A 22,934-nucleotide genomic window follows, 5' to 3' on the forward strand; every position below is an offset into this window, starting at 1 on the left:
CGGAAGCGATCAGGATCGCGGGGGCTCGATCGTGGGGATGGAGGCCAGCAGCCGCCGTGTGTACGCCACCTGCGGTTGAAGAAGCACCTTCTCGGTGGGTCCCTCTTCGACGACTCGGCCGTCCTTCATCACGACCACGTCGGTGCAGAGATTCTGCACGACGCCGATGTCGTGGGAGACCATCACGAGGGTGAAGCCCTCGTCGCGGCGCAGGTCGTCGATCAGGCGCAGGATCTGCGCGCGTACCGTGACATCGAGGGCGCTCATCGGCTCGTCGCCCACGAGCACGCGAGGTCGATGCACGATCGCACGCGCCAGGGCGATCCGCTGGCGCTGTCCGCCGGAGAACTCGTGGGGATACCGCGCGGCCATGGCCGGGTCGAGCCCCACCCGTTCCAGCGTCTGGCGCACCCGCGCACGCCGGTCGCCGTCGATCCCGAGTGCGAACAGCGGTTCGCCGACGATCCGCCCGACGCTCATCCGCGGGTCGAGGGAGCCATAGGGATCCTGGAACACGATGCCGGTCTGACGGCGCAGCCAGTGCAGCTGCCGCGCGCGCCCCCGGGCGTCGACCCGGCGGCCGTCGAACTCGACGGTTCCCGCGGTGGGGGCGTCGAGGCCGAGAAGCACGCGCACGAGGGTGGACTTCCCCGAGCCCGACTCGCCGATGATGCCCACGCGCGCTCCGGCGTCGATGTCGATGTCGACATCGTTGAGGGCGGTCGTCCAGGTCGGCGCGGCGAACGGTGCCGGGCGCGGTCCGCGAAAGCGGCGCACGAGCCCGCGGGCACGGAATGTCGGTGTGGTCATGCGCCGGCTCCCGGGCGCCACACGGTGGCCGTGGCATCGCGCAGCAGGCCTTGCGTGACCGCCGAGACCGGGCGGGAGAGCAGGTCGGCCACCGGCGCCGATTCGACGACGTGCCCGCGCTCGAGCACGACGCCGTAGCTCGCGATCTGCGCGAGGACGGCCAGGTCGTGGGTGATGAACACGAGCGACATGCCGTCGTGCTCCACGAGAGAGAGCAGCAGGTCGAGGATCTCGGCTTGGATCGTGACATCCAGCGCCGTCGTGGGTTCATCGGCGATGAGCAGTGCGGGACGGCCCGCGAGTGCCATGGCGATCGCGGCGCGTTGCCGCTGGCCGCCGGACAGCTGGTGCGGGTACCGGGAGACGATGCCCTCGGGATCCGCCAACGACACGCGTCGTGCTTCGTCCACCGCGCGCGCGGCCGCCGCGCGTCGAGAGAGGCCTTCATGGATGCGCGCGGGCTCGCCGATCTGTCGCCCGATCGTGCGGATCGGATTCAGCGCCGTGCGCGGCTCCTGGAACACGATGCCGATCTCGTCGCCCCGCAGGCGCGCGAGCTCGCGATCGGGCATCCCGAGGATCTCTTCTCCCTTCCACCGCACGCTGCCGCTCGCGACGGCCCCCTCCGGCAGCAGCCCGAGGATCGCCAGTGCCGTGAGGGACTTGCCGGACCCGGATTCGCCGATCAGCCCCAGCCGCGCCCCGGTGGGCACGGCGAAGCTCACGTCGTCGACGACGCGGCGCCCGTCGATCTCGATCTGCAGGCCGGTGACCTCGAGGCTCATGCGACCACCTCCGGCACATGGGAGTGCGCTTCGCGCGCAGCGCCGCCGCGTCGGGCGAGCGTCGGGTCGGTGGCCTCGCGCAGGGCGTCGCCGAGCAGATTGAGCCCGAGCACCGTGATCGTGATCGCCAGCCCCGGCCACACGACCGAGAGCGGATACACCGTGATGTAGCTCTGCAGCTCGGCCAGGAGCAGGCCCCAGCTGGGTTCGGTGACCGGCGCACCGAACCCGAGGTACGACAGGCCCGCTTCGGCGAGCACGGCCACCGCCATCGCCCACGACAGCTGCACGATGAACACGGGGGCGACGTTGGGGAGCAGATGGATGCCGAGGTTCTGCAGCGGAGTGAGGCCTGCGGCACGGCCGGCGAGCACGAAGTCGCTGTGCAGCACGCGACGCAGTTCCGGACGGGTGACCCGCGCGACGTTGACGCCGAATCCGATCCCGACGGACCACACGACCACCGCGAGCGACCCGCCCCAGACCGAGGAGATCATCATCGCGATCAGCAGCACAGGGAAGGCGATCATGACGTCGACGAGAACGGCGGTGGATTCGCGGATCCACCGGGCGGTGAGGGCCCCGAGCGCCGCGAGGGCGATGCCGATCACGGTCGCGATCACGCCCGCCCCGACCGCGACGACGACGGTGGTGCGTGCTCCGGCCATGATGAGGCTGAGGATGTCGCGGCCGGAAGCGTCGGTGCCGAGCACGTGGGGCCATCCGGGAGCTGCCCACCGCCCGGGGATGTCGACCTGCTGCGGATCGAACGGGGTCCAGAACAGCGACACCGCCGCCGTCACGACGACCGCGGCCGCCACGGCCAGTCCGAAGCGTCCGGTCGACAGTGCCCACAGGCGGGCGAGCGCGCCGCGTCGGGTCGGGGAGGTCATGCCGCCTCCCGCTGTCGCGGGTCGATCGACCGATGCAGCAGGTCGACGAGGAACCCGACGATGAGCACGAACCCGGTGAGGGCGAGCAGCTCACCCTGCACCATCGGCAGATTGCGATTCTGCACGTCGTCGACGAGCATCCGGCCGATGCCGGGCAGTGAGAACAGCTCCTCGATGACGACCGCGCCGACGATGATGCCGGCGACCTGGAGGCCGAGGACCGAGATCACCGACAGGCCCACGTTGGGCAGACCGTGCCGGAGCAGAGCGTCTGTGCGGGTGAGCCCCTTCGCCGCGGCGGTGCGGACGTAGTCCTGTCCGATCGCCTGCAGCGTCGCCGAGCGCACGAAGCGCATCAGCATGGCGCCCTCGACCGCGCCGATCGTCAGTGCCGGCAGCAGGAGCGCGCGCAGCGCTGCGGCCGGGTCGGCCCACCCCGCGCGAGGGAAGCCCTGGGCCGGCAGCCATCCGAGCCAGACGGCGAAGACGACGACCAGCATCATGCCCGCCCACACGACGGGGACCGCAGCGATGGTCTGGGCGCCCACGGTCAGGCCCGTGCCGAGGGCGCGACCGCGCTGCAACGCCGACAGCACGCCCAGGGGAGCGCTGATGAGCAGGGCGAAGGTCATGGCCAGGATCCCGAGCGGGACCGTGACACGCGCCTTCTCCGCCAGTTCCGTGACGACCGGCGTGCCGGTCAGCAGCGACGAGCCGAGGTCGCCGCGGAACACGCCGCCGATCCAGTCCAGGTACTGGGCGGGAAGCGGGGCATCCAGGCCGAGGCTCGCTCGGATGGCGGTGACCTGTTCGGGGGTCGCGTTCTGCCCGGCGATCACCTGTGCGATGTCACCGGGCAGCACGCGCAGCGTGAGGAAGATCACCACGCTGGCCACGAACAGCCCGAGCAGCAGCAGGGCCAGCCGTGTCAGCGCGTAGCGGATCACCCGTCGCTCTTGGTGATCTCTGCGAGTCCCAGGCGCTCGTTGACGTTCGTCGAGGGCATGTTCGAGATGTTAGTCCCCACCGCGAGCACCGAGGCGCCGTTGTACAGCCAGTCCGCCGCCGCATCCTCCGACACGATGCGCGCCGCCTCGGCGAGCAGCGCCTCGGCTTCGGCGGGGTCCGTTGCTGCGACCGACTGCGCGTACAGGTCCTGCACCTCGGGGTTGTCGTAGGTGAAGTAGTAGTCGGGGTTCGCCCAGTTCTCGAAGTCGTGCGCCTCGGTGTGCAGCACGAAGCTGAGCTCGTAGTCCTTGTTCGTGTACACGTCGTTGAGCCACGTCGGGAAATCGACCGACTCGACCTCGAGCGTGATGCCGACCTCGTTGAGGTTCGACACGAGGATCTGCGGGATCGTCGTCGGGTAGAAGTTCGGGATCGTGAGGGTCAGCTCGAGATCCTCCGCGTCGGCGTCGGCGAGCAGCTCCCGAGCCGCCTCGGGGTCGTACGGCGCCACGTCGGACAGGTCTTCGTGTCCCGGGTCGAGCGGCGGGATGGGACCGTACAGCGTCTGGCCGGACTGGGCCGCTTCGATGAACGCCTCGTGGTCGATCGCCTGGCGAATCGCCTGGCGCACGCGCTGATCGGCCAGCGGGCTGTCCTCGGTCTGGTTGAACGCGAGCGTGCCCTTGTCGGTCGACTCGCCGAGCACCAGCTCGAAGTCGCCTCCCTCTTCGACCTGGTCGCCGAGGGTGGCGTCGAACCCGGTGAGCACGTCGACCTCGCCGGCGAGGGCGGCGTTGAGCGCGGCCTGATTGTCGGGGATGTAGTCGAACACGACCTCGGCGACGCCCGCGGGTTCTCCCCAGTAGGTCTCGTTGCGCACGAAGGTGATGCTGTCGCCCTGCAGCCAGTCGTCGAGGACGAACGGGCCGGTGCCGTTGGCGTCGGTCTGGTAGTCGACCTCGTCGCCCTCCTTCAGCACGATCCCGGCGCGTCCGGTGAGATTCCACAGCAGCGTCGAGTCCGGCTCGGACAGTGTGAGGGTGATCGTCTGGCCGTCGGCAGTGATGGACTCGACGTTCGCCAGGCGCGACGAGTCGCGCCACTCCGGCGTGTCGCGACGGGTCTCGAGAGACCAGACGACGTCGTCGGGCGTCAGCTCCTGTCCATCGTGGAAGGTGACGCCCTCCCGCAGCTCGAACGTGTACGTCAGACCGTCCTCGGAGACCTCGTAGTCGCTGGCGAGAGAGGGCACGATCTCCTGGTCGGCGGTTCGGGCGACCAGGCCCTGGTAGACGTTGTCGATCAGGATCTGGTCGAGAGCGGCCCCCGCGGTCTGACGGATGTCGAGGTTTCCCGGCTCCAGCACGAGGCGGATGACGACGGAGGCGTCGGGGTCGGCAGCGGCCGAGCTCGTCGGAGCCGGCTCATCGGAGCCGCCGGTGCAGGCGGTGAGCACGAGGGCGCCGGCGACGAGCAGCGCACCGGCAGCGCGCAGGGGACGACGGGGCATGGTGGTCCTTTCGGGGGCATCCGCGGCGAGGTCGCCGGTTGCGAGCGACCGCGGTGGACACGAGGATCCTCGTGCGACACAACAGCCTAGGCAACCGTCGCGCCCGGTGCACACTCGTCGCCTCGCACCGCAACAGAGTTGTTAGACGCAGTGTTGTTAGCCGAAGCGCTGTGGGGGCGATGCGCTGTTCGATACCTCGGTCATTCTCCGAGGCGCCCGCGCACGAGTGCGGCCAGATCCAGCGGCGCGTCCTCCTGCACATTATGGCCGGCGTTCAGCCGGATGACCTCCGCCGCGGGCAGCCGGGTGCGGAAGAGATCGGCGTCGGCGTCCGTGACGAATCCTCGGCTCGCCTGGACGAGCGTGATCGGGGCGGTCACCGCGGCGAGATCCTCCCATCCCGACGCGCCGAGCACCGCTCTCAGGGCATCCTGACGGGCAGCGATCTCTCGCCCAGCCTCGGGATCGGCTGCGGCGGCGGACGCGAGGTGCGCGAAGTGGTGCTTCCACTCCACACGCCCGTCCTCACGCACCCGGGAATTGAAGAACACGCCCCGCGCGACCTTCTCACGGGATCCGCCCCCGAGGCCGAACGACAGCGCGCGGTCGACGAGTTCGTCCCGGGAGGCCCAGTCCGTCGGGCCGGCGAAGAACGCGCGCAGCTCCGATGGGCCGCCGTCCGGATCCACACCCGGCGTGATGTCGACGATGAGCAGGTCGCGCACCAGGTCGGGGTGCGAGGCCGCCAGCGCCGCGGCGGTCAGACCGCCGAGCGAATGGCCCACCACCAGCTGCGGCCGGTCGGTCCAGCGCTCGAGAGCCGTCGCCACGTCGGGGGCGAGCACGCGGGCGACATACGCGGCATCATCTCGCCAGGACGAGTCGCCGTGCCCGGGCAGGTCGATCGCCAGCGCCGGGATGCCGGCGGCCAGCACCACCGTGTCCCACGTGTGGGCGTTCAGGCCCGCGCCGTGCAGGAACGTCACGGCCGGCCCCGGCTCGGCGTCCTCCCATCCGAAGGCCAGCGCCGACAGGGTCCGGCCGTCGGCGAGCTCCAGCCGCACGCGTTCACCGTGGGGAAGCGGGCCGGGGATCCCGGCTTCGGCGGACTGGGCGGGCAGGAACGAGAACTCGTCGGAGGGGTCGCTCACGCGCTCCATCATGCACCCCGGGATACCCTGGGCGCATGAGCGAAGAGCGTCGCGTGCACCTGTCCCGGTCGGCGCCGCAGGCGTATCAGGCGCTCGCGGCGTTCTCGAAGTCGGTGGGCGAGCTCACGCGCGAGTCGGGGGTCGACGCGCGGCTGGCCGAGATCGTGCAGATCCATGTGTCGCAGCGCAACGGATGCGCCTACTGCGTGCGTGTCCACGTGGACAGGGCGCTGGGGGTCGGGATCGATGCGGACACGATCGCTCAGATCGCCACGTGGCGGGAGTCGGGGGTGTTCTCGGAGCGGGAGCGGGCGGCGCTCGAGCTCGCCGAGTCGCACGTGTACATCCACGACGGCGGCGTCTCCGACGCGGTGTACGACCGTGTGGGCGGGGTGCTCTCCGAAGAGGAGTACGTCGCGCTCAGCTGGCTGCTGGTGTCGATCAACGCTTTCAACCGCGTCGCCATCGCCGGGCGCTACCCGGTGCCGCCGCGAGGTGACGAGGGGTGAGCGGCGCATCCGCCGGCCCCGGTGCATCCGGGGTCCCCGCACTGCCGGATGTTCCCGGCGCCGTCAACCTGCGCGACGTCGGCGGCCTGCGCGCCGGCGACGGGGTGACGCGATCGGGCGTGCTCTTCCGCTCGGGCAACCTGGCGCGAATCGACGGTGCCGGGGTGACGGCGTTCGGAGCCCTCGGCATTCGACGGATCATCGACCTGCGCGATGACGACGAGGTCGCCCAGGCGCCGAGTCCGGTCGGATCGCCGGACGTTCAGACCCTGCGCGTGCCGCTGTTCCTCGGCTCGGTCGAGTCCTTCTTCGCCCGCGACGTCTCGCTCGCCGAGCTGTATCGACTGCTGGTCGAAGACTCGGCGGACCGGGTCGTCGAGGTCGTGCGCGGCATCGTGACGCAGCAGCCCGTGCTCGTGCACTGCACGGTGGGCAAGGACCGCACCGGCGTCACGGTCGCGCTCGCGCTCGCCGCCGCGGATGTCGAGCGCGACGACGTCGTCGCCGACTACGCGCGCACCGAGGCGCTGCTGCCGGAGTGGCGCAGCACGTCGGTGGTCGCGCACCTCCGGCGGCTGCATCCTCACGCGCGCCACCTCGAGGATCTCGCCTCGAAGTCGCCGGCGTCGGTCATGGCAGACCTCCTCGCCGACATCGACCGCCGCTACGGATCGGCGGGGGACTACCTGCGTGCTCACGGCATGACCGATGACGAGGTGCACGAGGTGAAGCGCGTCCTGGTCACCGCGCGCTGAGGACGATCTCCGCCGAACCGGTTAGGCAAGCCTTGCCTCGGGGTATACTGGCGTCATTATGACTGCCCGCATCGCCTCCACCGAGCACGGCGCCGCCGCGTGCCGTACGCCCCGGCACTCCCGCGTGCAGCACCTCATCGCCGCCGATGAGGCGTCGCTGACCGAACTCGAGGTCGTCCTGGCCGGGCTTCCGATCTGTTCGACGGGCCGCGTGTTCATCGAGGTTCCCGACGAATCATGGATCGCCGCGGTGAGCGCCCCCGCCCGTATGACGGTGACGTGGCTGGCGCGGGCGCGCAGGTCTGGGGAGCCCGGCACCGGGCGTTCCTGCGCTCCCGGCGCCGCAGTGCACCGCGCCGTGGTCGCGTGGGCCGACGAGATGCTCTGCGCCGACGCCGACGACACCCGCATCATCCTTCTGGGCGGCTACCTCGGCACCGCCGACATCGTGGACCACCTCACCGAGGTGCGCGGCATCCCGGCCACGTCCATCCGCACCCCCGAACGCTTCGGCCTCGCCACCGCTCGCTGAGTCGTCACCGACGGCGGCGCCGCACGTATCGTCCGTCGGCGAGGCCGGCATCGATCTCGAATCGATTGCGGAGCGGGTCTCGACCTTCGAGGGTGTAGAGCACGGGCATCAGGAAGCCGAATCGACGCCACTGCCTCGCGTGCACGCTCTCGTGCCGCACGATGCCGGCATCCACCGGCAATGAGCCGGTCAGATAGCAGGCGCCCATGCACACTCCGCCGCGCGGGAACGTCCACGCGGGCATCCCCCGGAAGACCCACAGCTCGCCCCGGCGCTCGATCGGACCGGTGCTCCAGAGGAAGCCCCACAGCATCCCGACCGCGGTGCCGTACGCGTACCCGACCGCGCTCACGGGCGAATCGAGCAGGAACGACGGCAGACGCCGCTCGATGCGGCGCGAGATCTGCTCGCTCACGCGAGGGCTCCGATGATACGCAGGATCGCCCCGAGGTCGTCCACGGCGGCATCCGGCGACACCGGCGAGAATCCGGTGAGCGTCGCCCCCGCACAGGGGAGCACCTCCCGCACCGCACGGATGGCGGCCACGACCTCCGCAACCGACGGTCCGAAGGGCACGGGCTGTGAGACGCCGCTCATCGCCGCGGGGTCCAGCACGTCGAGGTCGACGTGGATGTGCACGCGCGTCGCACCCGTCGCCGCGACGGCCTCGCCGAAGCGGGCGGGCTCGGCGAACGCGTCCGGAGCCAGTGTGCGGATGGCCGAGCCCGCCAGGAAGTCGACCTCTGCGGGGTCGAGATCGCGCGAGCCGGCGAGGACGACGCGATCGGTCGTGATCGTGCCTGTCGGGAGGGCCAGCCGCGCGGGAGCGTCGCCCAGGAGGGCGCGCAGCACCATGCCGCCGAAGGCGCCGCTCGGCGACGATTCGGGCGTGTTCAGATCGGCGTGGGCGTCGAACCAGACCAGCGCGAGGTCGGAGGAAGCGATGGCCGACACGGCGCCGAGGGCGACGCCGCAGTCGCCGCCGACCACGATCGTCGGCTCGGAGCCGTCGGCGAGTTCGCGTTCGAGCGCTTCGCGCACGCGGACCAGGGAGCTGAGTCGGCGCACGCCGCTTCCGAGCGATTCGCCGGCCTCCAGCGGCACCTCCAGCGGTGTGCAGGAGGCCCGCGGAAGGTCACCGGCGATCGCCGCGGCCCCATCGACCAGCTGCATCGCGCGCGACGAACCAGACCCCTGCCACTGCGGCACCACCACGAAACGGCTCATCGCCACATCCTCTCGCACGTGAGATCGTCGCCGCATCCACCGCCGCAGCCGGGTCCCCGCGTGCACCGCCTCCCGATCGAACGCCACGGCCGTGCCCGAACTCTGTCGCCGTGCCGCACTCAGGCTGTGCCCGAACTCAGGCTGAGCGGGCGCGGGTGGCGGGATTCCGGCGTCTCCGGCGGGGTGGATGGACAGCCAGCCTGAGTTGGTGTGCGGCACGCTGCCGGCACCTGCCGGCGCGGCGTCGGGGCGGCGGCGCGGCGGTGGGCGCGGCGGTGGGCGCGATGGAGTACCCGGTGTGCCCGAACTCAGGCTGAGCGGGCGCGGGTGGCGGGATTCCGGCGTACCCGGCGCGGTGGATGGACAGCCAGCCTGAGTTGGTGTCCAGCGCGGCGGCGGCACCTGCCAGCTCGGCGGCGGCACCAGGCGGCGAGGCGGCGATGGCGGTGCAGGAACCTGCCGGAGGGGCGGCGGTCCCGCCGGCATGCCGAAGGCGCCCGGCCGCAGCCGAGCGCCTTCGAATGCTCAGGAGCCGATCGCGCCTTGTGACGAGCCGCGGGTCTTCAGCGCGGCCAGGCGCGCCTCGACCTCGGTGAGCTGCCCGACGTCTTCGAGCGCTTCGAACTGCGCGTCGATGCTCGAGGCGGCCAGTTCCTGCTTGCCGGCGGCGAGGGCCTCCTGGCGGCGCACCTTGTCCTCGAAGCGTCCCAGCTCGCTCGTCGGATCCAGCACATCGATGGACCGGACCGCGTCGTGGACCTTCACCTGCGCCTCGGCCGTCTTCGCGCGGGCGAGCAGCTCGCTGCGCTTGGCCTTCAGCTGCTCGAGCTTCTGCTTCATGCCGTTCAGACCGTCTTTGAGCTTGTCGACGACCTCGGTCTGCGTGGCGATGGTCGGCGCGATCGCCTTCGCCTCGTTCTCCTCGCTGATCTGGCGCTGCAGCGCGATCTTGGCGAGGTTGTCGAACTTGTCGGCATCCGCCGTGTGGCCGGACTGGCGCAGCTCGTCGGCCTTCTTGCTCGCCGCGAGGGCCTTGTTGCCCCACTCCGCGGCCGCCTGCACGTCCTCCTGGTGGTCGCGCTCCAGCAGGCGCAGGTTGCCGATGGTCTCGGCGATGGCCGATTCGGCGTCGGCGATGCTGTTCGTGTAGTCGCGCACGAGCTGGTCGAGCATCTTCTGCGGGTCTTCGGCCGAGTCGATCAGGGCGTTGACGTTCGCCTTGATGAGGGTGGAGATGCGGCCGAAGATGGACTGCTTTGCCATCACGAGGTTCCTTCCTGTCGATGGTTCTGGTCGGGATGCGGAGGGGACGGGAGTCGAGGGGCGACGTCGGGGTCGGATCAGAAGCGGCCTCCGCCCCGTCGGCCGCGCGTGCCTCCGCCACCGAAGCTGGCGGGACGGAAGCCGCCGCGTGAGGAGCGCCCGCGTGAGCCGCTGCCGCGCGGGAAGCCGAACCCGCCGCCGCTGCGGCGACCACCTGAGCCACCGCCGAGGAGCGAGTTGATGACGATACCGCCGAGCACGGCGCCCATCATGTCACCGCCACCCGAACGTGTGCTCTGCATCGAGCCGGAGAACGATCCGACGTCGGCCTGCGCAGAGCGAATCGCCTGGGCGGCCAGCTGATCCGCCCGCTGCGCGTGGGTGAGCGCCTGCGCCGGATCACTCGCCCGAAGCTGCTGCGCGCGAACGAGGGATGCGCCGGCCTCGGCGACCCGGGTGCGCGCCTGCGCACCGACCGCTCCGCGCCGCGCCGTGATGAAATCCTCGGCGGCGGACATCTGCGCCTGCGCCTGCAGGATCTGCTGATCGAGCAGCTGTGCGGCACGTCGCGCCCGCTCCTGCTCGTCGCGAACGGCCCGCACGGTGTCGTCGATCTGCGTGTTCGCGGCCTCCAGCGCCTGCAGCGTCATCAGCGGGCGTCTGTCGGTGCCGGTGAGCATGCCTCTGCCTCGGTCGATCTCGGCGCGCGTGGCGGCGATGACCGCGGCGATCCGGCCGTCGGGATCCGGCAGCGCGCTCGCGGTGGCGACGTCGTTCTCGAGGTCGGCGATCAGGTGGGATGCGCCGCGCTCGGCCTCGGCGAAATCGGCGGCGAGCTTGTGCGCCGCCTGTTCGAGCAGCTCGGCCTGCCCGACGGCGTCTTCGGCCGCGCGGATCGACACCGCGGCGTCACCGCGCTCGCCGTCGGCGATGGCGGCGTCGGCGGCGGTGAGCTGCTCGTCGGCGAAGCTCAGCCGCTCGCGGGCCTGTGCGGGGTTGTCTGCGATCGTCGCGAGGGCGTCGGGGGCGTAGGAGGCCGAGAGCGATGTCAGCCGTGCGTCGGCCTCCTCGAGGGCGTCTGCGGCGCGCCGATGCGCATCGCGCACTCGGGCGAGCGCCTCCGGGGCATCCTGCTCCAGGCGTCGCAGTTCGTCGAAGGCCTCGGCCTTGTCGTCGAGGCCGGCGTCGGCCTGCGCGCACAGCTGGATGATCTGCTGGTTCCAGGCGCGCTTCTGCTCGTCGGAATCCGGCGTCTCGTCATCGAGGCGCTGCCGGAGGGTGAAGGCCTTCTCAAGCAGGCGCCGGGCGGTCGAGAGCGCCTCGACGAATTCCGTCGCCGCCTTGTCGCCGAACTGGGCACGCGCGAACCCGAGCTCCTGTTCGCTCGTCTTCAGGGCGTCGTCGGTCTGCACGAGGGCCGACGACGCCTCCCGCTCGAGATCGGCGAGGGGCACCACCGGGGGAGCCTTCGGGCGCCCGGCGGCGCTTTTCGCGCGACGGTTCCGCACCACGAGCCAGATGAGCACCACGATCGACACCGCCGTGGCGACGAGGAGCACGATGACCCAGGGTGATATGCCGGATTCCAGCTCCTCCTGCATGCCGTCGGCGGCGGTGACGACCGCGCCGGCGTAGTCGCCGTCGCGGAGGTCGGGAACGATGGACTCCTCGATGGCCGCGACCTGTTCGTCGGTGAGGGGGCCGGTGGTGTCGGCGGAGATGTAGTACTGCCGTCCGTCGACCGCGACGGCCAGCAGGTATTGCTGTGGTCCGAGGCCGTTGCCGGACGCGACCTCGTCCGCCCAGGACTGCGCGTCGGCGGGATTGGTGAACTCGTCGACGAAGACGGCGTACAGGTCCACGCCGGTCGTGTCGTACAGCTCGCTCAGGCGGTCGAACAGGGCGGCTTCCTCGTCACCGGAGAGCACGTCGACGGCGTCGACGATGTATCCCGAACCGAGCTCGACGGGGTCGGTGGCCGACGCGACCGACGCGGTGCCGCCCAGAGCGAGGGCGGCGGCGAGCGCGAACGCCCACGCTGATCGAGCACGCATCCGGTTCCCCTCTCGGCCAGTCCCGGACCGAGTCTATGCAGGCGGCGACATGCGGCGGTAGATCGTGGGAGCCATCGGCCGCGCCGAGCGTGCCGCTGACCGGCGGGTGCGGGTCGCGACGGTATTCTGACGCGCTGGTGAGGAGGACCGATGAACAGGGACGCCATCGACGATCGGTACGGGTCGGATGTGCTCGCTGACGGCTGGCGGGCGCGTACAGCCCCGAAGATCGCGCAGGTCGCGGCGGAGCTCGGCGTCGTCGTCGAAGTCGCCGGCGACGGCTTCTGCGGCGCGGTGACCGACGTCGCGCGGGGTCTCGTCGAACTCGAGGACCGGCACGGCCGACGTCGGCTGTTCCCGCTCGGGGCGGGATTCCTCCTCGACGGCGTCGACGTGGTGCTCACCGTTCCGGCGCCGTCGCCCGAGCGGTCTCGCGCCCGCACCGCGTCCGGATCCTTCGCGGCGGCCGAGCAGCGCGCCCGGGTGGCGCGCGCGAGCCGGATCCTCGTCGAGGGGCGACACGACGCCGAACTTGTCGAGAAGGTGTGGGGCGACGATCTTCGAGCCGAGGGCGTCGTGGTCGAGTACCTGCAGGGGGTGGATGTGCTGGCCGACGTCCTCGACGAGGAGCCGCCGTCGGACGGTCGCCGCTACGGCGTGCTGGTGGACCATCTCGTTCCCGGGTCGAAGGAGTCCCGTATCGCCGAGGCCGTCTCGCGCGGCCCGCACGGTGCGGACGTGCTGATCGTCGGACATCCCTACGTCGATGTCTGGGAGTGCGTCACGCCGAAGGCGATGGGCATCCAGCAGTGGCCCCGGATCCCGCGCGGCGTCGACTACAAGGTGGGGATCTGCCGCGCGTTCGGCTGGCCGGCTCGTGATCAGGCCGATCTCGCCCGGGCGTGGCAGCGGATCCTCGGCCGCGTGCACACCTATCGCGACCTCGAGCCGTCGCTGCTCGGTCGCGTCGAGGAGCTCATCGACTTCGTCACCGCCGATCGCGCCTCGTAGGCTGAGGGGATGACGGAACCCTCCCGCGGCTTCCGCGAACGTCCGGTGTCGTTCGTGCGGCGCAGCGGCCGCATGTCCGAGGCGCAGGAGCGCGCGTGGCGCGAGCTCTCCCCGCGTTTCGTGGTCCCCGTCGCGCGCGACGTCGCGGCGACGAGCATCCTGCCCGGTTCGGCGATCGACCCCGGCGCCACGTTCGGCCGTTCGGCACGGCTCGTGGTCGAGATCGGTTCGGGTCAGGGTCACGCGATCGTCCACGCCGCCGCATCCGACCCCGCCACCGACTTCCTCGCCGTGGAGGTGTTCCGCGCGGGCCTGGCCCGCACCATGCTCGACGCCGACCGTGCCGGCATCGGCAACCTGCGTCTCGTCGAGGCAAACGCCCCCGAGGTCCTGCAGCACCTGCTTCCCGCCGGCTCGGTCGATGAGATCTGGATCTTCTTCCCCGACCCGTGGCACAAGAAGCGGCACACCAAGCGGCGCCTGCTCGCACCGGAGTTCCCGCCGGTGCTGGCAGCGGCGCTGCGTCCGGGCGGGGTGGTGCGGCTGGCGACCGACTGGGAGGACTACGCGCGGCAGATGCGCGAGGTGATGGATGCGGCGCCCGGTTTCGTCCGCGACTTCCCGGGGGAGTGGGCGGAGCGCTTCGGCGGTCGCGTGCTCACCGCCTTCGAGCGCAAGGGCACGCGCGTGGGTCGTGAGATCCGCGATCTCGCCTACCGTCGCGACGGCATCGGCGGCTGAGACGGCCATGCCGAACGTCGCCAGGTCCGCGACCGTGCGTGACCACCCGACCTCCACGGGGCATCTGGTCCCCGCACTGCTGGTGTGCCTGGCGGCCCCGGCGTTCTTCGTTCTCCTGCTGCCGTGGCTCGGCTGGGCGCTCCTGGCCGCCGGGCTCGCGTCCGGCTGGATGCTCACCCGGAAGACCGCCCGCCTCACGGAGCCGGATCGCCGCATCCCGTCGCTGGTGCGCGACCTCTCGCTCATCGCCCTCGGACTGCTGATCGTCAGCGCCATCCCGCTGAAGGCCGAACTCGACAACGCCGGCATGCTGCGTTTCACCGTCGCGCTCGGCGGCGCGGTGCTCGTGCCGTACCTCGTGTCGCGATTCGTCTACCGCGACCGCGCGATCCGCTTCCCCTGGCGCGGCGGCGGCCGGTGGACGCGGTTCCAGTGGTCCTGGCTCGTGCTGGTGCTCGCGCTGGGCTGGCTCATCCTGCCCTTCTACTTCATCACCTCCGGTGTCTATCTCAACTGGCCGGTCGTCGACACCCCCGACCTCATCGCCCGTCTGTTCGTCGGCGTCGGCGCGGTCGGCATCTGGGACGAGCTGTTCTTCATCTGCACGTGCTTCGCGCTGCTGCTGCGCCACTTCCCGTTCTGGCAGGCGAACGTGCTTCAGACCATCGTGTTCGTGTCGTTCCTGTGGGAGCTCGGCTATCAGGCATGGGGCCCCGTGCTGACGATCCCGTTCGCGCTGCTGCAGGGATTCATCTTCGTCAAGACCCGGTCGCTCGCCTACGTGGTCACCGTGCACCTGCTCTTCGACGCGGTGGTGTTCGGCGTGCTCGTGCACGCGCACAATCCGGGTCTGCTCGACGGCGTCTTCCTGGTCTGAGTCGGTCGGCTATCTTCTCAACAGAACGGACGCGAGACGGGGGAGCGCGATGTCGACGGTGCAGGACGTGACGCGACGCGAGATGATCGCGTCCTACGGCGTGATCGGTGCACCGCCCGAGCCCGATCTCGAGGGACTCGTGCAGCTCGCCGCGACCGTGTGCGGTGTCTCGACGGCCGTCATCAACATCATCGACGACCGCTTCCAGCATCAGATCGCGGCCGTCGGGTTCACCCCCGCCGTGTGCGCGCGAGAGGACTCCATGTGCGCGGTGGTGTTCCAGCATCCCGGTCACGTCGTGGTCCCCGACGCTCGCGAAGACGATCGCTTCCGCGACAATCCCTTCGTCACCGGCGAGATCGCCGACGTGCGCTTCTACGCCTCGAGCCCGCTCATCACCCCCCAGGGGATTCCGATCGGCACCCTGTGCGTGTTCGACGAGGAGGTGGGAGAGCTCGCGCCGGAGGACAGTCGGGCGCTGGCCCTTCTCGCCCACCAGGTGGTGGATGTGCTCGAGCTTCGTCGACTCACGCACGAACTCGGTCAGTCCAACGAACAGCTCGAGCGATTCGCCGGTCAGATCAGCCACGATCTGCGCAACCCGCTGATGGCGCTCGCCGGCTTCATCGAGCTCGCCGCCGACAGTCCCGAACTCGCCGGAGCCCCGCAGGCCGCGCGCGCCCTCTCGCGCGCCGAGTCCGCTGCCGAGCGCATGGGAGCGATGATCGGCGACCTGTACGCCTACGCTCGCCTGGGCGGTTCCCGACCGCGCCGCGAGACGGTGGATCTGGGCGACCTCATCGCCGCGGTCGGGGACGACCTCGACACGGCCCTCGCCGAGACGGGCGCACGCATAGAGGCGCACGTCGACGCATCACTGCACGGCGACCCGACGCTGCTGCGGGCGCTCCTGCAGAACCTCATCGCCAACGCGGTGAAGTTCACCGCCGCGACCGGGATCACGCCGCGGGTGGTCATCCGCTCCCATCGGCTCACGGGCGGGTGGCGGCTCACCGTCGACGACAACGGTCCCGGGGTTCCCGCCGAGCGTCGCGAGGCGGTCTTCGAGCTCATGGACCGCGGCGGCGTCGACGACGTGCCGGGGCTCGGGATCGGGCTGTCGACGTGTCGTCGGATCGTCGAGGCGCACGGGGGCCGGATCGGGATCGACGAGGCCGAGACCGGCGGCGCGAGCGTCTGGATCGTGATCCCCGACATCGCGGCGTAATCTCGGCGCGGGTCATCGCCGTGAGTGGAAGTGGTGCCCCCGACAGGAATCGAACCTGCGACCTTTGGTACCGGAAACCAACGCTCTATCCCCTGAGCTACGGAGGCGTGCCGATCGAGACTACCACCCTCCGAGGGGCGCCTCCGCCGACACCTCCGGCAGGGTCGACAGGGTTGCGAGGGAGGCGGCGAGCCGTTCGGCGAGGTAGGCGTGACCGGCGGTGGAGGGATGGTCGTTTCCCACACCGGTGTCGATGACGTCGAAGTAATTCGCGGGCTGGATCCAGCCCTCCGCGATCGGGGAGACGTACCACCAGCCGCGCATGGCTGCGAGGTCGGCCAGGTCGGCGTCGATCGCGGCTGTGGCCTCCTCGACGGGAAGCACCTGCGGGGCCGGCCCGAGCACGACCACGGAAGCCTCGGGGTAGGTGCTCGCCAGCGTCTCCCAGGCCGTCGTGACCGCGTCGCGGTATCCGTCAGGGTAGAGGCGACGATCGTTGATCGATCCCTCGACGATGATCAGGTCGGGGTCGAGGGCAGGATCCAGGTCCGCGATGCGCGTGCCGTAGTCGGGCCCGTCGATCCCTGCCTTGAGGTACCCGCTGCCGCGCACGCCGTCGACGGTCGCCTGCCAGCCGAGGGCGTCGGCGACGACGTACGCGAAGCCGAGCGTCGGCACCTCGGCGGCGGAGCCGTAGACCCACGAATCGCCGAAGATCAGCACGGTGGGGGAGTCCGGGATCGTCAGAGGCGCGAGCGCGGTGGCGGCGCCGGCGGCCCCTTCCTCCGAGGCCTCGACCGAGGAAACGGTGCCCCACGGGCGCCACGCGGCGACGAGCGAGACGAGCATCACCGCCAGCGCGACCGCGAGCACCGTCAGGGGAAGACGGCGCTGGGGCGTCGGGTCGCTCGCGCGCATACATAGAGGGTAAACGGGTCCGCGTCCAATCCGCTGCTTCGGCCGAAAACGCGCTCGGATCTCGCTAACGTGGCTGGCACACAGCGTCGATGCGGCCGCCGGGTCGCGTGCGCATGACCCGGGAGACCGATCGACATGACCAGTCCCACGAACAACGGCAGCCACGACGATCCGCCCGCACGCGGCACGTCGAAAGGGGGCAGGGTCGACGGGGTGAAGCGCGTCATCGACGAGGTGACGACCCCCGGCCTCGTGCACCCCGCCCTCATTCCGGGCATCGGCGTCGAGAAGACGGGGCGCGTGTTCCCCATGAACTGGGGCGTCTTCATCTTCGCCGCCGTCGTCGCCGTCGGCGTGATCACCTGGGCCTTCGCCGCGCCCGAGAGCATCAGCACGGTCGGCGGCGCCGCGCTCGGCTGGGTGAGCACCAACTTCGGATGGCTCTTCTCCGCCCTGGCGATCGTCGTCATCCTCTACATGCTCGTCGTGGGCTACGGCCGCAGCGGCGGCGTGCGACTCGGATCCGACGACGAGCAGCCGGAGTTCTCCACGACCTCGTGGATCGCGATGCTCTTCTCCGCCGGCATCGGGATCGGGCTGCTGTTCTACGGGCCGTACGAGCCGCTCCTGTTCTTCCTCGACCCGCCCAGCGGGTTCGACGTGGCCCCCGAGTCGGCTGCGGCGATGAAGACGGCGATGGCGCAGGCGATGCTCCACTGGGGTCCGATCGCTTGGGCGTTCTACGCCCTCGTCGGCGGCGCGATCGCCTACAGCGCCTACCGGCGTGGCCGCGCGCCCCTCATCTCCGCGATCTTCGAGCCCATCTTCGGCAAGCGCACGGCGGGCCCCCTCGGGGCGACCATCGACGTCTTCGCCATCATCGTGACGCTCTTCGGCACGGCCATCTCCCTCGGCATCGGGGTGCTCCAGATCGGCCGCGGATTCGAGGTCGTCACCGGCATCGGCCCGGTGGGAAACACATTCCTCATCAGCGCCATCGCGATCCTCGCGGCACTGTTCATCATCTCTGCCGTCTCGGGCATCAAGCGCGGCATCCGGCTGCTGTCGAACATCAACATGGTGCTTGCCGGCCTGCTCGCGGTGTTCGTCTTCATCGTGGGGCCAACGGTGTTCCTGTTGAACTTCCTGCCGGCCGCCGCCGTCGAGTTCTTCGACGAACTCGGCGTGATGCTCTCGCGCAGCGCCAATGACGGCGAGGACGCCGCCGCCTTCATGTCGAGCTGGACCACTTACTACTGGGCGTGGTGGGTCTCGTGGACGCCCTTCGTCGGGATGTTCATCGCGAAGATCTCCCGCGGCCGCACCCTTCGTGAGTTCGTGACCGTCGTGATCATCGTGCCGTCGGCGGTCTGCCTCACGTGGTTCGTCATCTTCGGCGGCACGTCGATGTTCCAGCAAGCCTCGGGCGTGCCGCTCGGCGACGCCGCCGGTGGCGAAGAGGTGCTCTTCGGCATGCTGAACGAACTGCCGTTCGGCCTGATCACCAGCGTTCTCGCGATGGTCTCGATCGTGATCTTCTTCGTGACCTCCGCCGACTCCGCCTCGATCGTCATGGGGTCGATGTCGCAGCACGGCCGTCCCGAGCCGTCGTCGTGGGTCACCATCCTGTGGGGTTCCCTTCTCGCGCTCGTGGCGGCGTCGCTGCTGCTCGCGGGCGGTCAGGATGCCCTGTCGGGCCTGCAGTCGATCATGGTCGTCTCGGCGCTCCCGTTCTCGTTCGTCGTGATCGGCATCATGATCGCGTGGGCGAAGGACCTGCGCACCGATCCCTACGTCCTGCGAGGGAAGTACGCGCGGGCGGCGATCCAGGAGGGTGTGCGGAAGGGCATCGCCGACCACGGCGACGACTTCGTGTTCGGCACCAGCGAGGTGCCCGCCGGAGACGGCGCGGGCGCGTGGCTCGACTCCGAGGATCCGGCGCTGACGGAGTGGTACGTCGAGGCGGCGACCGGTCCGATCGGCACCGTGACCGCCGAGGACGTCCGGCGCACGCTCGATCCCGGCCACATCCAGCACAAGGGCCCCGACCGGCCCGATCACGCCGCGTCGGGGGACAACGCGCTGACGGTGAATGAGGATCGCCGTGCGCACCGCCGTGCGCGCGAGGAGGCGTCCGAGGACTGAGTCGCCCGGATCGCACCGGGGTGTCTTCGCGACGTGCGAGGATACTCCGGTGCAACGCCAGGTGACCGCCGAACTCGACCTCGAACTCGGGTCCTCCGTCGACCTGATCCTGCAGATCACCGCCGCGCAGGGAGTGCCCGTGATCAGCGAGGATCTGACCTTCACGCAGGGCGATCGGGTGTACACGCCGACCGAGATCGTCGACCACGTCGGCAGCCGCCTGCATCGACTCACCGGCGAGGCGGGACGCCTCGAGGTGCGCTACGACGCGACGATCGATGCGGGCGTCTCCTCGCGCTCGACGAGCGACATCGAGACCATCAGCTACCTGCGTCCGAGCCGCTACTGCCAGTCCGACGAGGTCTTCTCCCAGGCACGCCGGCAGTTCCGCGGGCTGGCGGGGCTGGAGCTCATCGGCGCCGTCGCCGATTTCGTCGCCGCCAGCACCACCTACACGCCGGGACTCAGCCAGGGCACCGACTCCGCCGTCACGACTCTCATGACCGGCCAGGGCGTCTGCCGCGACTACGCGCACGTCGTCATCGCCCTCCTGCGCGCGATGGACATGCCCGCCCGCTATGCGGCGTGCTTCGCGCCGGGGCTGGAGCCGATGGATTTCCACGCGGTCGCCGAGGCATACCACGACGGTCTCTGGTACGTCATCGACGCGACTCGCCTCGCGGACCGGCGCTCCCTGGTGCGCATCGCCACGGGGCGGGATGCCGCCGACTGCGCGTTCCTCAGCTTCCACGGCGGCAACGTCGGGCTCTCGCGTCTGCACGTCGACGCCTGGAACCTCGACCCGGTCCCCGCGCTGGGTGCGCCGGACGACTTCCTGACGCCGGTGCACCTGGGCTGACACCGGTCTCGGGACGGCGGAATCGTAGGATGGAGACCCTATGGATCCTGAAGCCCTCTCCGCCGCACTGCTGTCCGTCGTCGCTCCCCTCGCGCAGGAGCGACAGGGCGGCGATGTCGAGGGCCTGGGCGTCGCCGACTTCCCGCTCGAGCGCCCGCGCAACCGCGACCACGGCGACTGGGCATCCAACGCCGCGCTGAAGCTCGCGAAGAGATTCGGGATGCCGCCGCGCGACCTCGCCGCGGCGATCGCGGAGCGGCTGCGCGAGGTCGACGGGATCGCGAGCGTCGAGGTGGCCGGCCCCGGCTTCATCAACATCCGGCTCGACGCCGCGGCCGCCGGCGCCCTCGCCAAGACGATCGTCGATGCGGGTGCCGCGTTCGGGTCGAACGACACCCAGCGCGGCAACACCATCAACCTCGAGTTCGTCAGCGCGAACCCCACGGGCCCGATGCACATCGGCCACACGCGATGGGCGGCGCTCGGCGACGCGATCGCGCGCCTGCTGCTGGCCAGCGGCGCCACCCTCGCCCGCGAGTTCTACATCAACGACGCCGGCGCCCAGATGGACCGGTTCGGGCGGTCGGTGCTGGCCGCGGCGAAGGGCGAGCCGACACCCGAGGACGGATACGCCGGGGCGTACATCGCGGAGCTGGCGCGTCGCGTGCTCGTCGAGCATCCCGACCTGCTCGAAGCCGGCGACGCCGAGGGCATCGCCCGCGACACCGCGTACCGCTTCCAGCTGGGCGAGCTGCAGTCGTCGCTGGAGAAGTTCAACGTGCACTTCGACGTCTGGTTCTCCGAGCGCGTCCTGCACGCCCGCGGCGACGACGGGGCGCCGAGCCTCGTCGACGAAGCCGTCGACCGGCTGCGCGAACAGGGCCACGTGTTCGACGAGGATGACGCCGTCTGGGTGCGCACCACGGACTTCGGTGACGACAAGGACCGCGTCATCCGGCGATCCAACGGCGAGTACACCTACTTCGCGGCCGACGCGGCCTACTACCTGAACAAGGGCGACCGCGGCTTCGCGCACAAGATCTATCTGCTCGGAGCAGACCACCACGGCTACGTCCATCGCCTCAAGGCGCTCGCGGGCGCGGCGGGCGACGATCCGGAGACGGACATCGAGGTGCTGATCGGACAGCTGGTGTCGGTCAACGGTGCCAAGCTCAGCAAGCGCGCGGGCAACATCATCGAGCTCGACGACCTGCGCGACTGGCTCGGCACCGACGCCCTGCGGTACTCGCTGGCCAGATACCCCGCCGACTCGCCGCTGACGCTCGATCCCGAGATCCTGCAGCGGCGCACCAACGACAACCCGGTCTTCTACGTGCAGTATGCGCACGCCCGTACCCATAACGTCTCCCGGAATGCGCACGCATCGGGCGTGGATCGGTCCGCGTTCGCGCCGGAGCTTCTCGAGCACGAGACCGAGAGCGCGCTCCTGGGCGCCCTGCAGGAGTTCCCGCGCCTGGTCGCATTCGCCGCCGAGGTGCGCGAGCCGCATCGCATCGCGCGATATCTCGAAGAACTCGCCGGCCTGTACCACCGGTGGTACGACACGTGCCGTGTGATCCCCCTCGGCGACGATCCCGTCGGCGACCTGCACCGCACCCGACTGTGGCTGAACGACGCGACCGGGCAGGTGCTGCGCAACGGCCTCGACCTCCTCGGCGTGAGCGCGCCGGAACGGATGTGACGACATGGCCTCCGGCGACACCCAGCCCACCGAGCCGCTGCCGGAGGGGATGACGACGGGCGAGCCGCCCGTCCGCCGCCGTCGCCGGTTCTGGCCGTGGATCGTCTCGCTCGCCGTCGTCCTCGTGCTCGCGGTCGCTGCCGCCATCGCGGGGGAGTGGATCGCTCGCGAGGCGGTGACCCGCACCGTTCGCGCTCAGGTCGCCGAGGCGCTGGATGTGCCCGCCGATCAGGCGATCGAGGTCGGCGTCGCGGGCTTCGTGCTGCCGCAGCTGATCTCCGGCACGCTCGATGAGCTCACGATCTCCGGCGACGACCTCTCCCTGGGGCCGCTGTCGGGGGATGTCGTCGTGGTCGCCGAAGACGTGCCCGTGCGCGGCGACGATCCGGCCGGAGCGATCGACGCGGAGCTGGTCCTCGACGGCGCGCAGGTCGCCGGTCTGCTCAGCGGTCTCGAAGGCTTCCCGGATGCGGAGGTGACCCTGGACGAACCGAACGTGCGCCTGGACACCGTGTTCGACGTGTTCGGGCTCGAGATCCCCGTCGCGGTCAGCCTGACGCCCTCCGCGGAGGAGGGTGCGATCGTGCTCGCGCCGGCGGGGATCGAGGTCGCCGGGGCCGAGCTCACCGCCGACCAGGTGCGGAACCAGTTCGGTCTCATCGCCTCGGCGGTGCTGCAGGACTGGACGATCTGCGTCGCCGAGTATCTGCCGGCGGGCGTCGCACTCGAGGAGATCGCCGTCGTCGGAGACCGGATCGTCGCCGACGCCGCGGTCGACGGCGCCATCATCTCCGACGCGTCGCTGCAGGAGCCGGGTACCTGCAGCTGACGCATCCGAGAAACACCATCCGGCGCGAGACACACCGCAACGCGCGATGTCTCGCGCCGTGACGTGTTTCTCGCTGCATTGGGCACGCGAGCGGGTGGGCGCGCGGCGGATCGTCACACGACGGGGCGAGGCCGGGCCGTGCCCTAAACTGCAAGCATCGACGTCGCCCTGGCCGCCCGATCCGGCG

22 protein-coding genes and 1 tRNA gene are annotated in these 22,934 nt (G+C 70.5%); 11 read left to right on the forward strand and 12 right to left on the reverse strand.

The window, feature by feature from the left end; genetic code table 11:
• Positions 1 to 9: 9 nt before the first annotated feature.
• The 6 genes from B3S45_RS12680 to B3S45_RS12705 all read right to left on the reverse strand — a co-directional run bounded on the left by B3S45_RS12680 (position 10) and on the right by B3S45_RS12705 (position 6,106).
• Positions 10 to 810, reverse strand: a complete 801-nt coding sequence (locus tag B3S45_RS12680) for an ABC transporter ATP-binding protein (RefSeq protein ID WP_286721022.1) — start codon at positions 808 to 810, stop codon at positions 10 to 12.
• Positions 807 to 1,595: an ABC transporter ATP-binding protein gene (locus B3S45_RS12685; protein ID WP_071045340.1), complete on the reverse strand. Its 789-nt coding sequence runs from the start codon at positions 1,593 to 1,595 to the stop codon at positions 807 to 809. Before B3S45_RS12685 ends, B3S45_RS12680 begins: the two co-directional genes overlap by 4 nt.
• Positions 1,592 to 2,488 (reverse strand): ABC transporter permease, encoded by an 897-nt coding sequence (locus B3S45_RS12690; RefSeq protein WP_286721025.1) that lies wholly within the window; start codon positions 2,486 to 2,488, stop codon positions 1,592 to 1,594. Before B3S45_RS12690 ends, B3S45_RS12685 begins: the two co-directional genes overlap by 4 nt.
• Positions 2,485 to 3,435, reverse strand: a complete 951-nt coding sequence (locus B3S45_RS12695) for an ABC transporter permease (protein ID WP_286721027.1) — start codon at positions 3,433 to 3,435, stop codon at positions 2,485 to 2,487. The genes B3S45_RS12690 and B3S45_RS12695 overlap by 4 nt, the downstream gene beginning before the upstream one ends.
• Positions 3,432 to 4,946 carry an ABC transporter substrate-binding protein gene (locus B3S45_RS12700; RefSeq protein WP_286721028.1) on the reverse strand — a complete coding sequence of 505 codons (1,515 nt, stop codon included), beginning with the start codon at positions 4,944 to 4,946 and terminating at the stop codon, positions 3,432 to 3,434. The genes B3S45_RS12695 and B3S45_RS12700 overlap by 4 nt, the downstream gene beginning before the upstream one ends.
• Positions 4,947 to 5,146: 200 nt before the next feature.
• A complete protein-coding gene (locus B3S45_RS12705; protein WP_286721078.1) occupies positions 5,147 to 6,106 on the reverse strand; it encodes an alpha/beta fold hydrolase in 960 nt (319 codons plus the stop codon).
• A 26-nt stretch (positions 6,107 to 6,132) separates the two neighbouring features.
• Here B3S45_RS12705 and B3S45_RS12710 point away from each other — a divergent pair, with 26 nt between their 5' ends.
• Genes B3S45_RS12710 through B3S45_RS12720 form a run of 3 tightly spaced genes read left to right on the forward strand, consistent with a single transcriptional unit; the run spans position 6,133 to position 7,893 of the window.
• Positions 6,133 to 6,606: a carboxymuconolactone decarboxylase family protein gene (locus tag B3S45_RS12710; protein WP_071045336.1), complete on the forward strand. Its 474-nt coding sequence runs from the start codon at positions 6,133 to 6,135 to the stop codon at positions 6,604 to 6,606.
• Positions 6,603 to 7,361, forward strand: a complete 759-nt coding sequence (locus B3S45_RS12715) for a tyrosine-protein phosphatase (protein WP_286721031.1) — start codon at positions 6,603 to 6,605, stop codon at positions 7,359 to 7,361. Before B3S45_RS12710 ends, B3S45_RS12715 begins: the two co-directional genes overlap by 4 nt.
• 58 nt (positions 7,362 to 7,419) lie before the next feature.
• Positions 7,420 to 7,893: an SIP domain-containing protein gene (locus B3S45_RS12720; RefSeq protein ID WP_286721033.1), complete on the forward strand. Its 474-nt coding sequence runs from the start codon at positions 7,420 to 7,422 to the stop codon at positions 7,891 to 7,893.
• Between the two features lie 4 nt (positions 7,894 to 7,897).
• On the opposite strand, the gene B3S45_RS12725 is transcribed toward B3S45_RS12720, so the two are convergent.
• The 4 genes from B3S45_RS12725 to B3S45_RS12740 all read right to left on the reverse strand — a co-directional run bounded on the left by B3S45_RS12725 (position 7,898) and on the right by B3S45_RS12740 (position 12,437).
• Entirely contained in the window at positions 7,898 to 8,308 is a 411-nt protein-coding gene (locus B3S45_RS12725) for a Fe-S oxidoreductase (protein WP_286721035.1), read from the reverse strand.
• On the reverse strand, positions 8,305 to 9,120 hold the full coding sequence (locus B3S45_RS12730) for an arginase family protein (protein WP_286721037.1): 816 nt from the start codon (positions 9,118 to 9,120) through the stop codon (positions 8,305 to 8,307). Before B3S45_RS12730 ends, B3S45_RS12725 begins: the two co-directional genes overlap by 4 nt.
• Positions 9,121 to 9,645: 525 nt before the next feature.
• The gene (locus B3S45_RS12735) at positions 9,646 to 10,383 is read right to left on the reverse strand and encodes a PspA/IM30 family protein (protein ID WP_286721039.1); all 738 of its coding nucleotides are present in this window, start codon (positions 10,381 to 10,383) and stop codon (positions 9,646 to 9,648) included.
• Between the two features lie 77 nt (positions 10,384 to 10,460).
• Positions 10,461 to 12,437, reverse strand: coding sequence for a TPM domain-containing protein (locus B3S45_RS12740; protein WP_286721041.1), 1,977 nt, complete (start codon positions 12,435 to 12,437; stop codon positions 10,461 to 10,463).
• Between the two features lie 150 nt (positions 12,438 to 12,587).
• Between B3S45_RS12740 and B3S45_RS12745 the strand changes: the two genes are divergently transcribed.
• From B3S45_RS12745 to B3S45_RS12760, 4 genes are read left to right on the forward strand one after another with little or no spacing between them, the layout of a single operon-like run.
• Positions 12,588 to 13,448 (forward strand): DUF3097 domain-containing protein, encoded by an 861-nt coding sequence (locus tag B3S45_RS12745; protein ID WP_286721042.1) that lies wholly within the window; start codon positions 12,588 to 12,590, stop codon positions 13,446 to 13,448.
• Between the two features lie 9 nt (positions 13,449 to 13,457).
• Complete coding sequence (trmB, locus tag B3S45_RS12750) at positions 13,458 to 14,189, forward strand: tRNA (guanosine(46)-N7)-methyltransferase TrmB (RefSeq protein WP_071045329.1); 732 nt, start codon at positions 13,458 to 13,460, stop codon at positions 14,187 to 14,189.
• Between the two features lie 7 nt (positions 14,190 to 14,196).
• Positions 14,197 to 15,066 (forward strand): CPBP family intramembrane glutamic endopeptidase, encoded by an 870-nt coding sequence (locus B3S45_RS12755; protein ID WP_286721044.1) that lies wholly within the window; start codon positions 14,197 to 14,199, stop codon positions 15,064 to 15,066.
• Between the two features lie 49 nt (positions 15,067 to 15,115).
• Complete coding sequence (locus B3S45_RS12760; protein ID WP_071045327.1) at positions 15,116 to 16,294, forward strand: sensor histidine kinase; 1,179 nt, start codon at positions 15,116 to 15,118, stop codon at positions 16,292 to 16,294.
• A gap of 31 nt (positions 16,295 to 16,325) precedes the next feature.
• Here the strand turns inward: B3S45_RS12760 and B3S45_RS12765 are convergent.
• Both B3S45_RS12765 and B3S45_RS12770 read right to left on the reverse strand, forming a co-directional pair.
• Positions 16,326 to 16,401: transfer RNA gene (locus B3S45_RS12765), tRNA-Arg, on the reverse strand.
• A gap of 13 nt (positions 16,402 to 16,414) precedes the next feature.
• Complete coding sequence (locus tag B3S45_RS12770) at positions 16,415 to 17,212, reverse strand: SGNH/GDSL hydrolase family protein (RefSeq protein ID WP_071045326.1); 798 nt, start codon at positions 17,210 to 17,212, stop codon at positions 16,415 to 16,417.
• A gap of 135 nt (positions 17,213 to 17,347) precedes the next feature.
• Here B3S45_RS12770 and B3S45_RS12775 point away from each other — a divergent pair, with 135 nt between their 5' ends.
• Genes B3S45_RS12775 through B3S45_RS12790 form a run of 4 tightly spaced genes read left to right on the forward strand, consistent with a single transcriptional unit; the run spans position 17,348 to position 22,747 of the window.
• Entirely contained in the window at positions 17,348 to 19,357 is a 2,010-nt protein-coding gene (locus B3S45_RS12775) for a BCCT family transporter (protein ID WP_286721047.1), read from the forward strand.
• Between the two features lie 49 nt (positions 19,358 to 19,406).
• Positions 19,407 to 20,216: a transglutaminase-like domain-containing protein gene (locus B3S45_RS12780; protein WP_286721049.1), complete on the forward strand. Its 810-nt coding sequence runs from the start codon at positions 19,407 to 19,409 to the stop codon at positions 20,214 to 20,216.
• A gap of 40 nt (positions 20,217 to 20,256) precedes the next feature.
• Positions 20,257 to 21,918 carry an arginine--tRNA ligase gene (locus B3S45_RS12785; RefSeq protein WP_286721050.1) on the forward strand — a complete coding sequence of 554 codons (1,662 nt, stop codon included), beginning with the start codon at positions 20,257 to 20,259 and terminating at the stop codon, positions 21,916 to 21,918.
• Positions 21,919 to 21,922: 4 nt separating this feature from the next.
• Positions 21,923 to 22,747, forward strand: coding sequence for an LmeA family phospholipid-binding protein (locus tag B3S45_RS12790; RefSeq protein ID WP_286721052.1), 825 nt, complete (start codon positions 21,923 to 21,925; stop codon positions 22,745 to 22,747).
• Positions 22,748 to 22,934: the final 187 nt, after the last annotated feature.

Source organism: Microbacterium sp. UBA1612 (genome assembly GCF_002321605.1).
GTDB classification, from domain to species: Bacteria; Actinomycetota; Actinomycetes; order Actinomycetales; family Microbacteriaceae; genus Microbacterium; species Microbacterium luteum.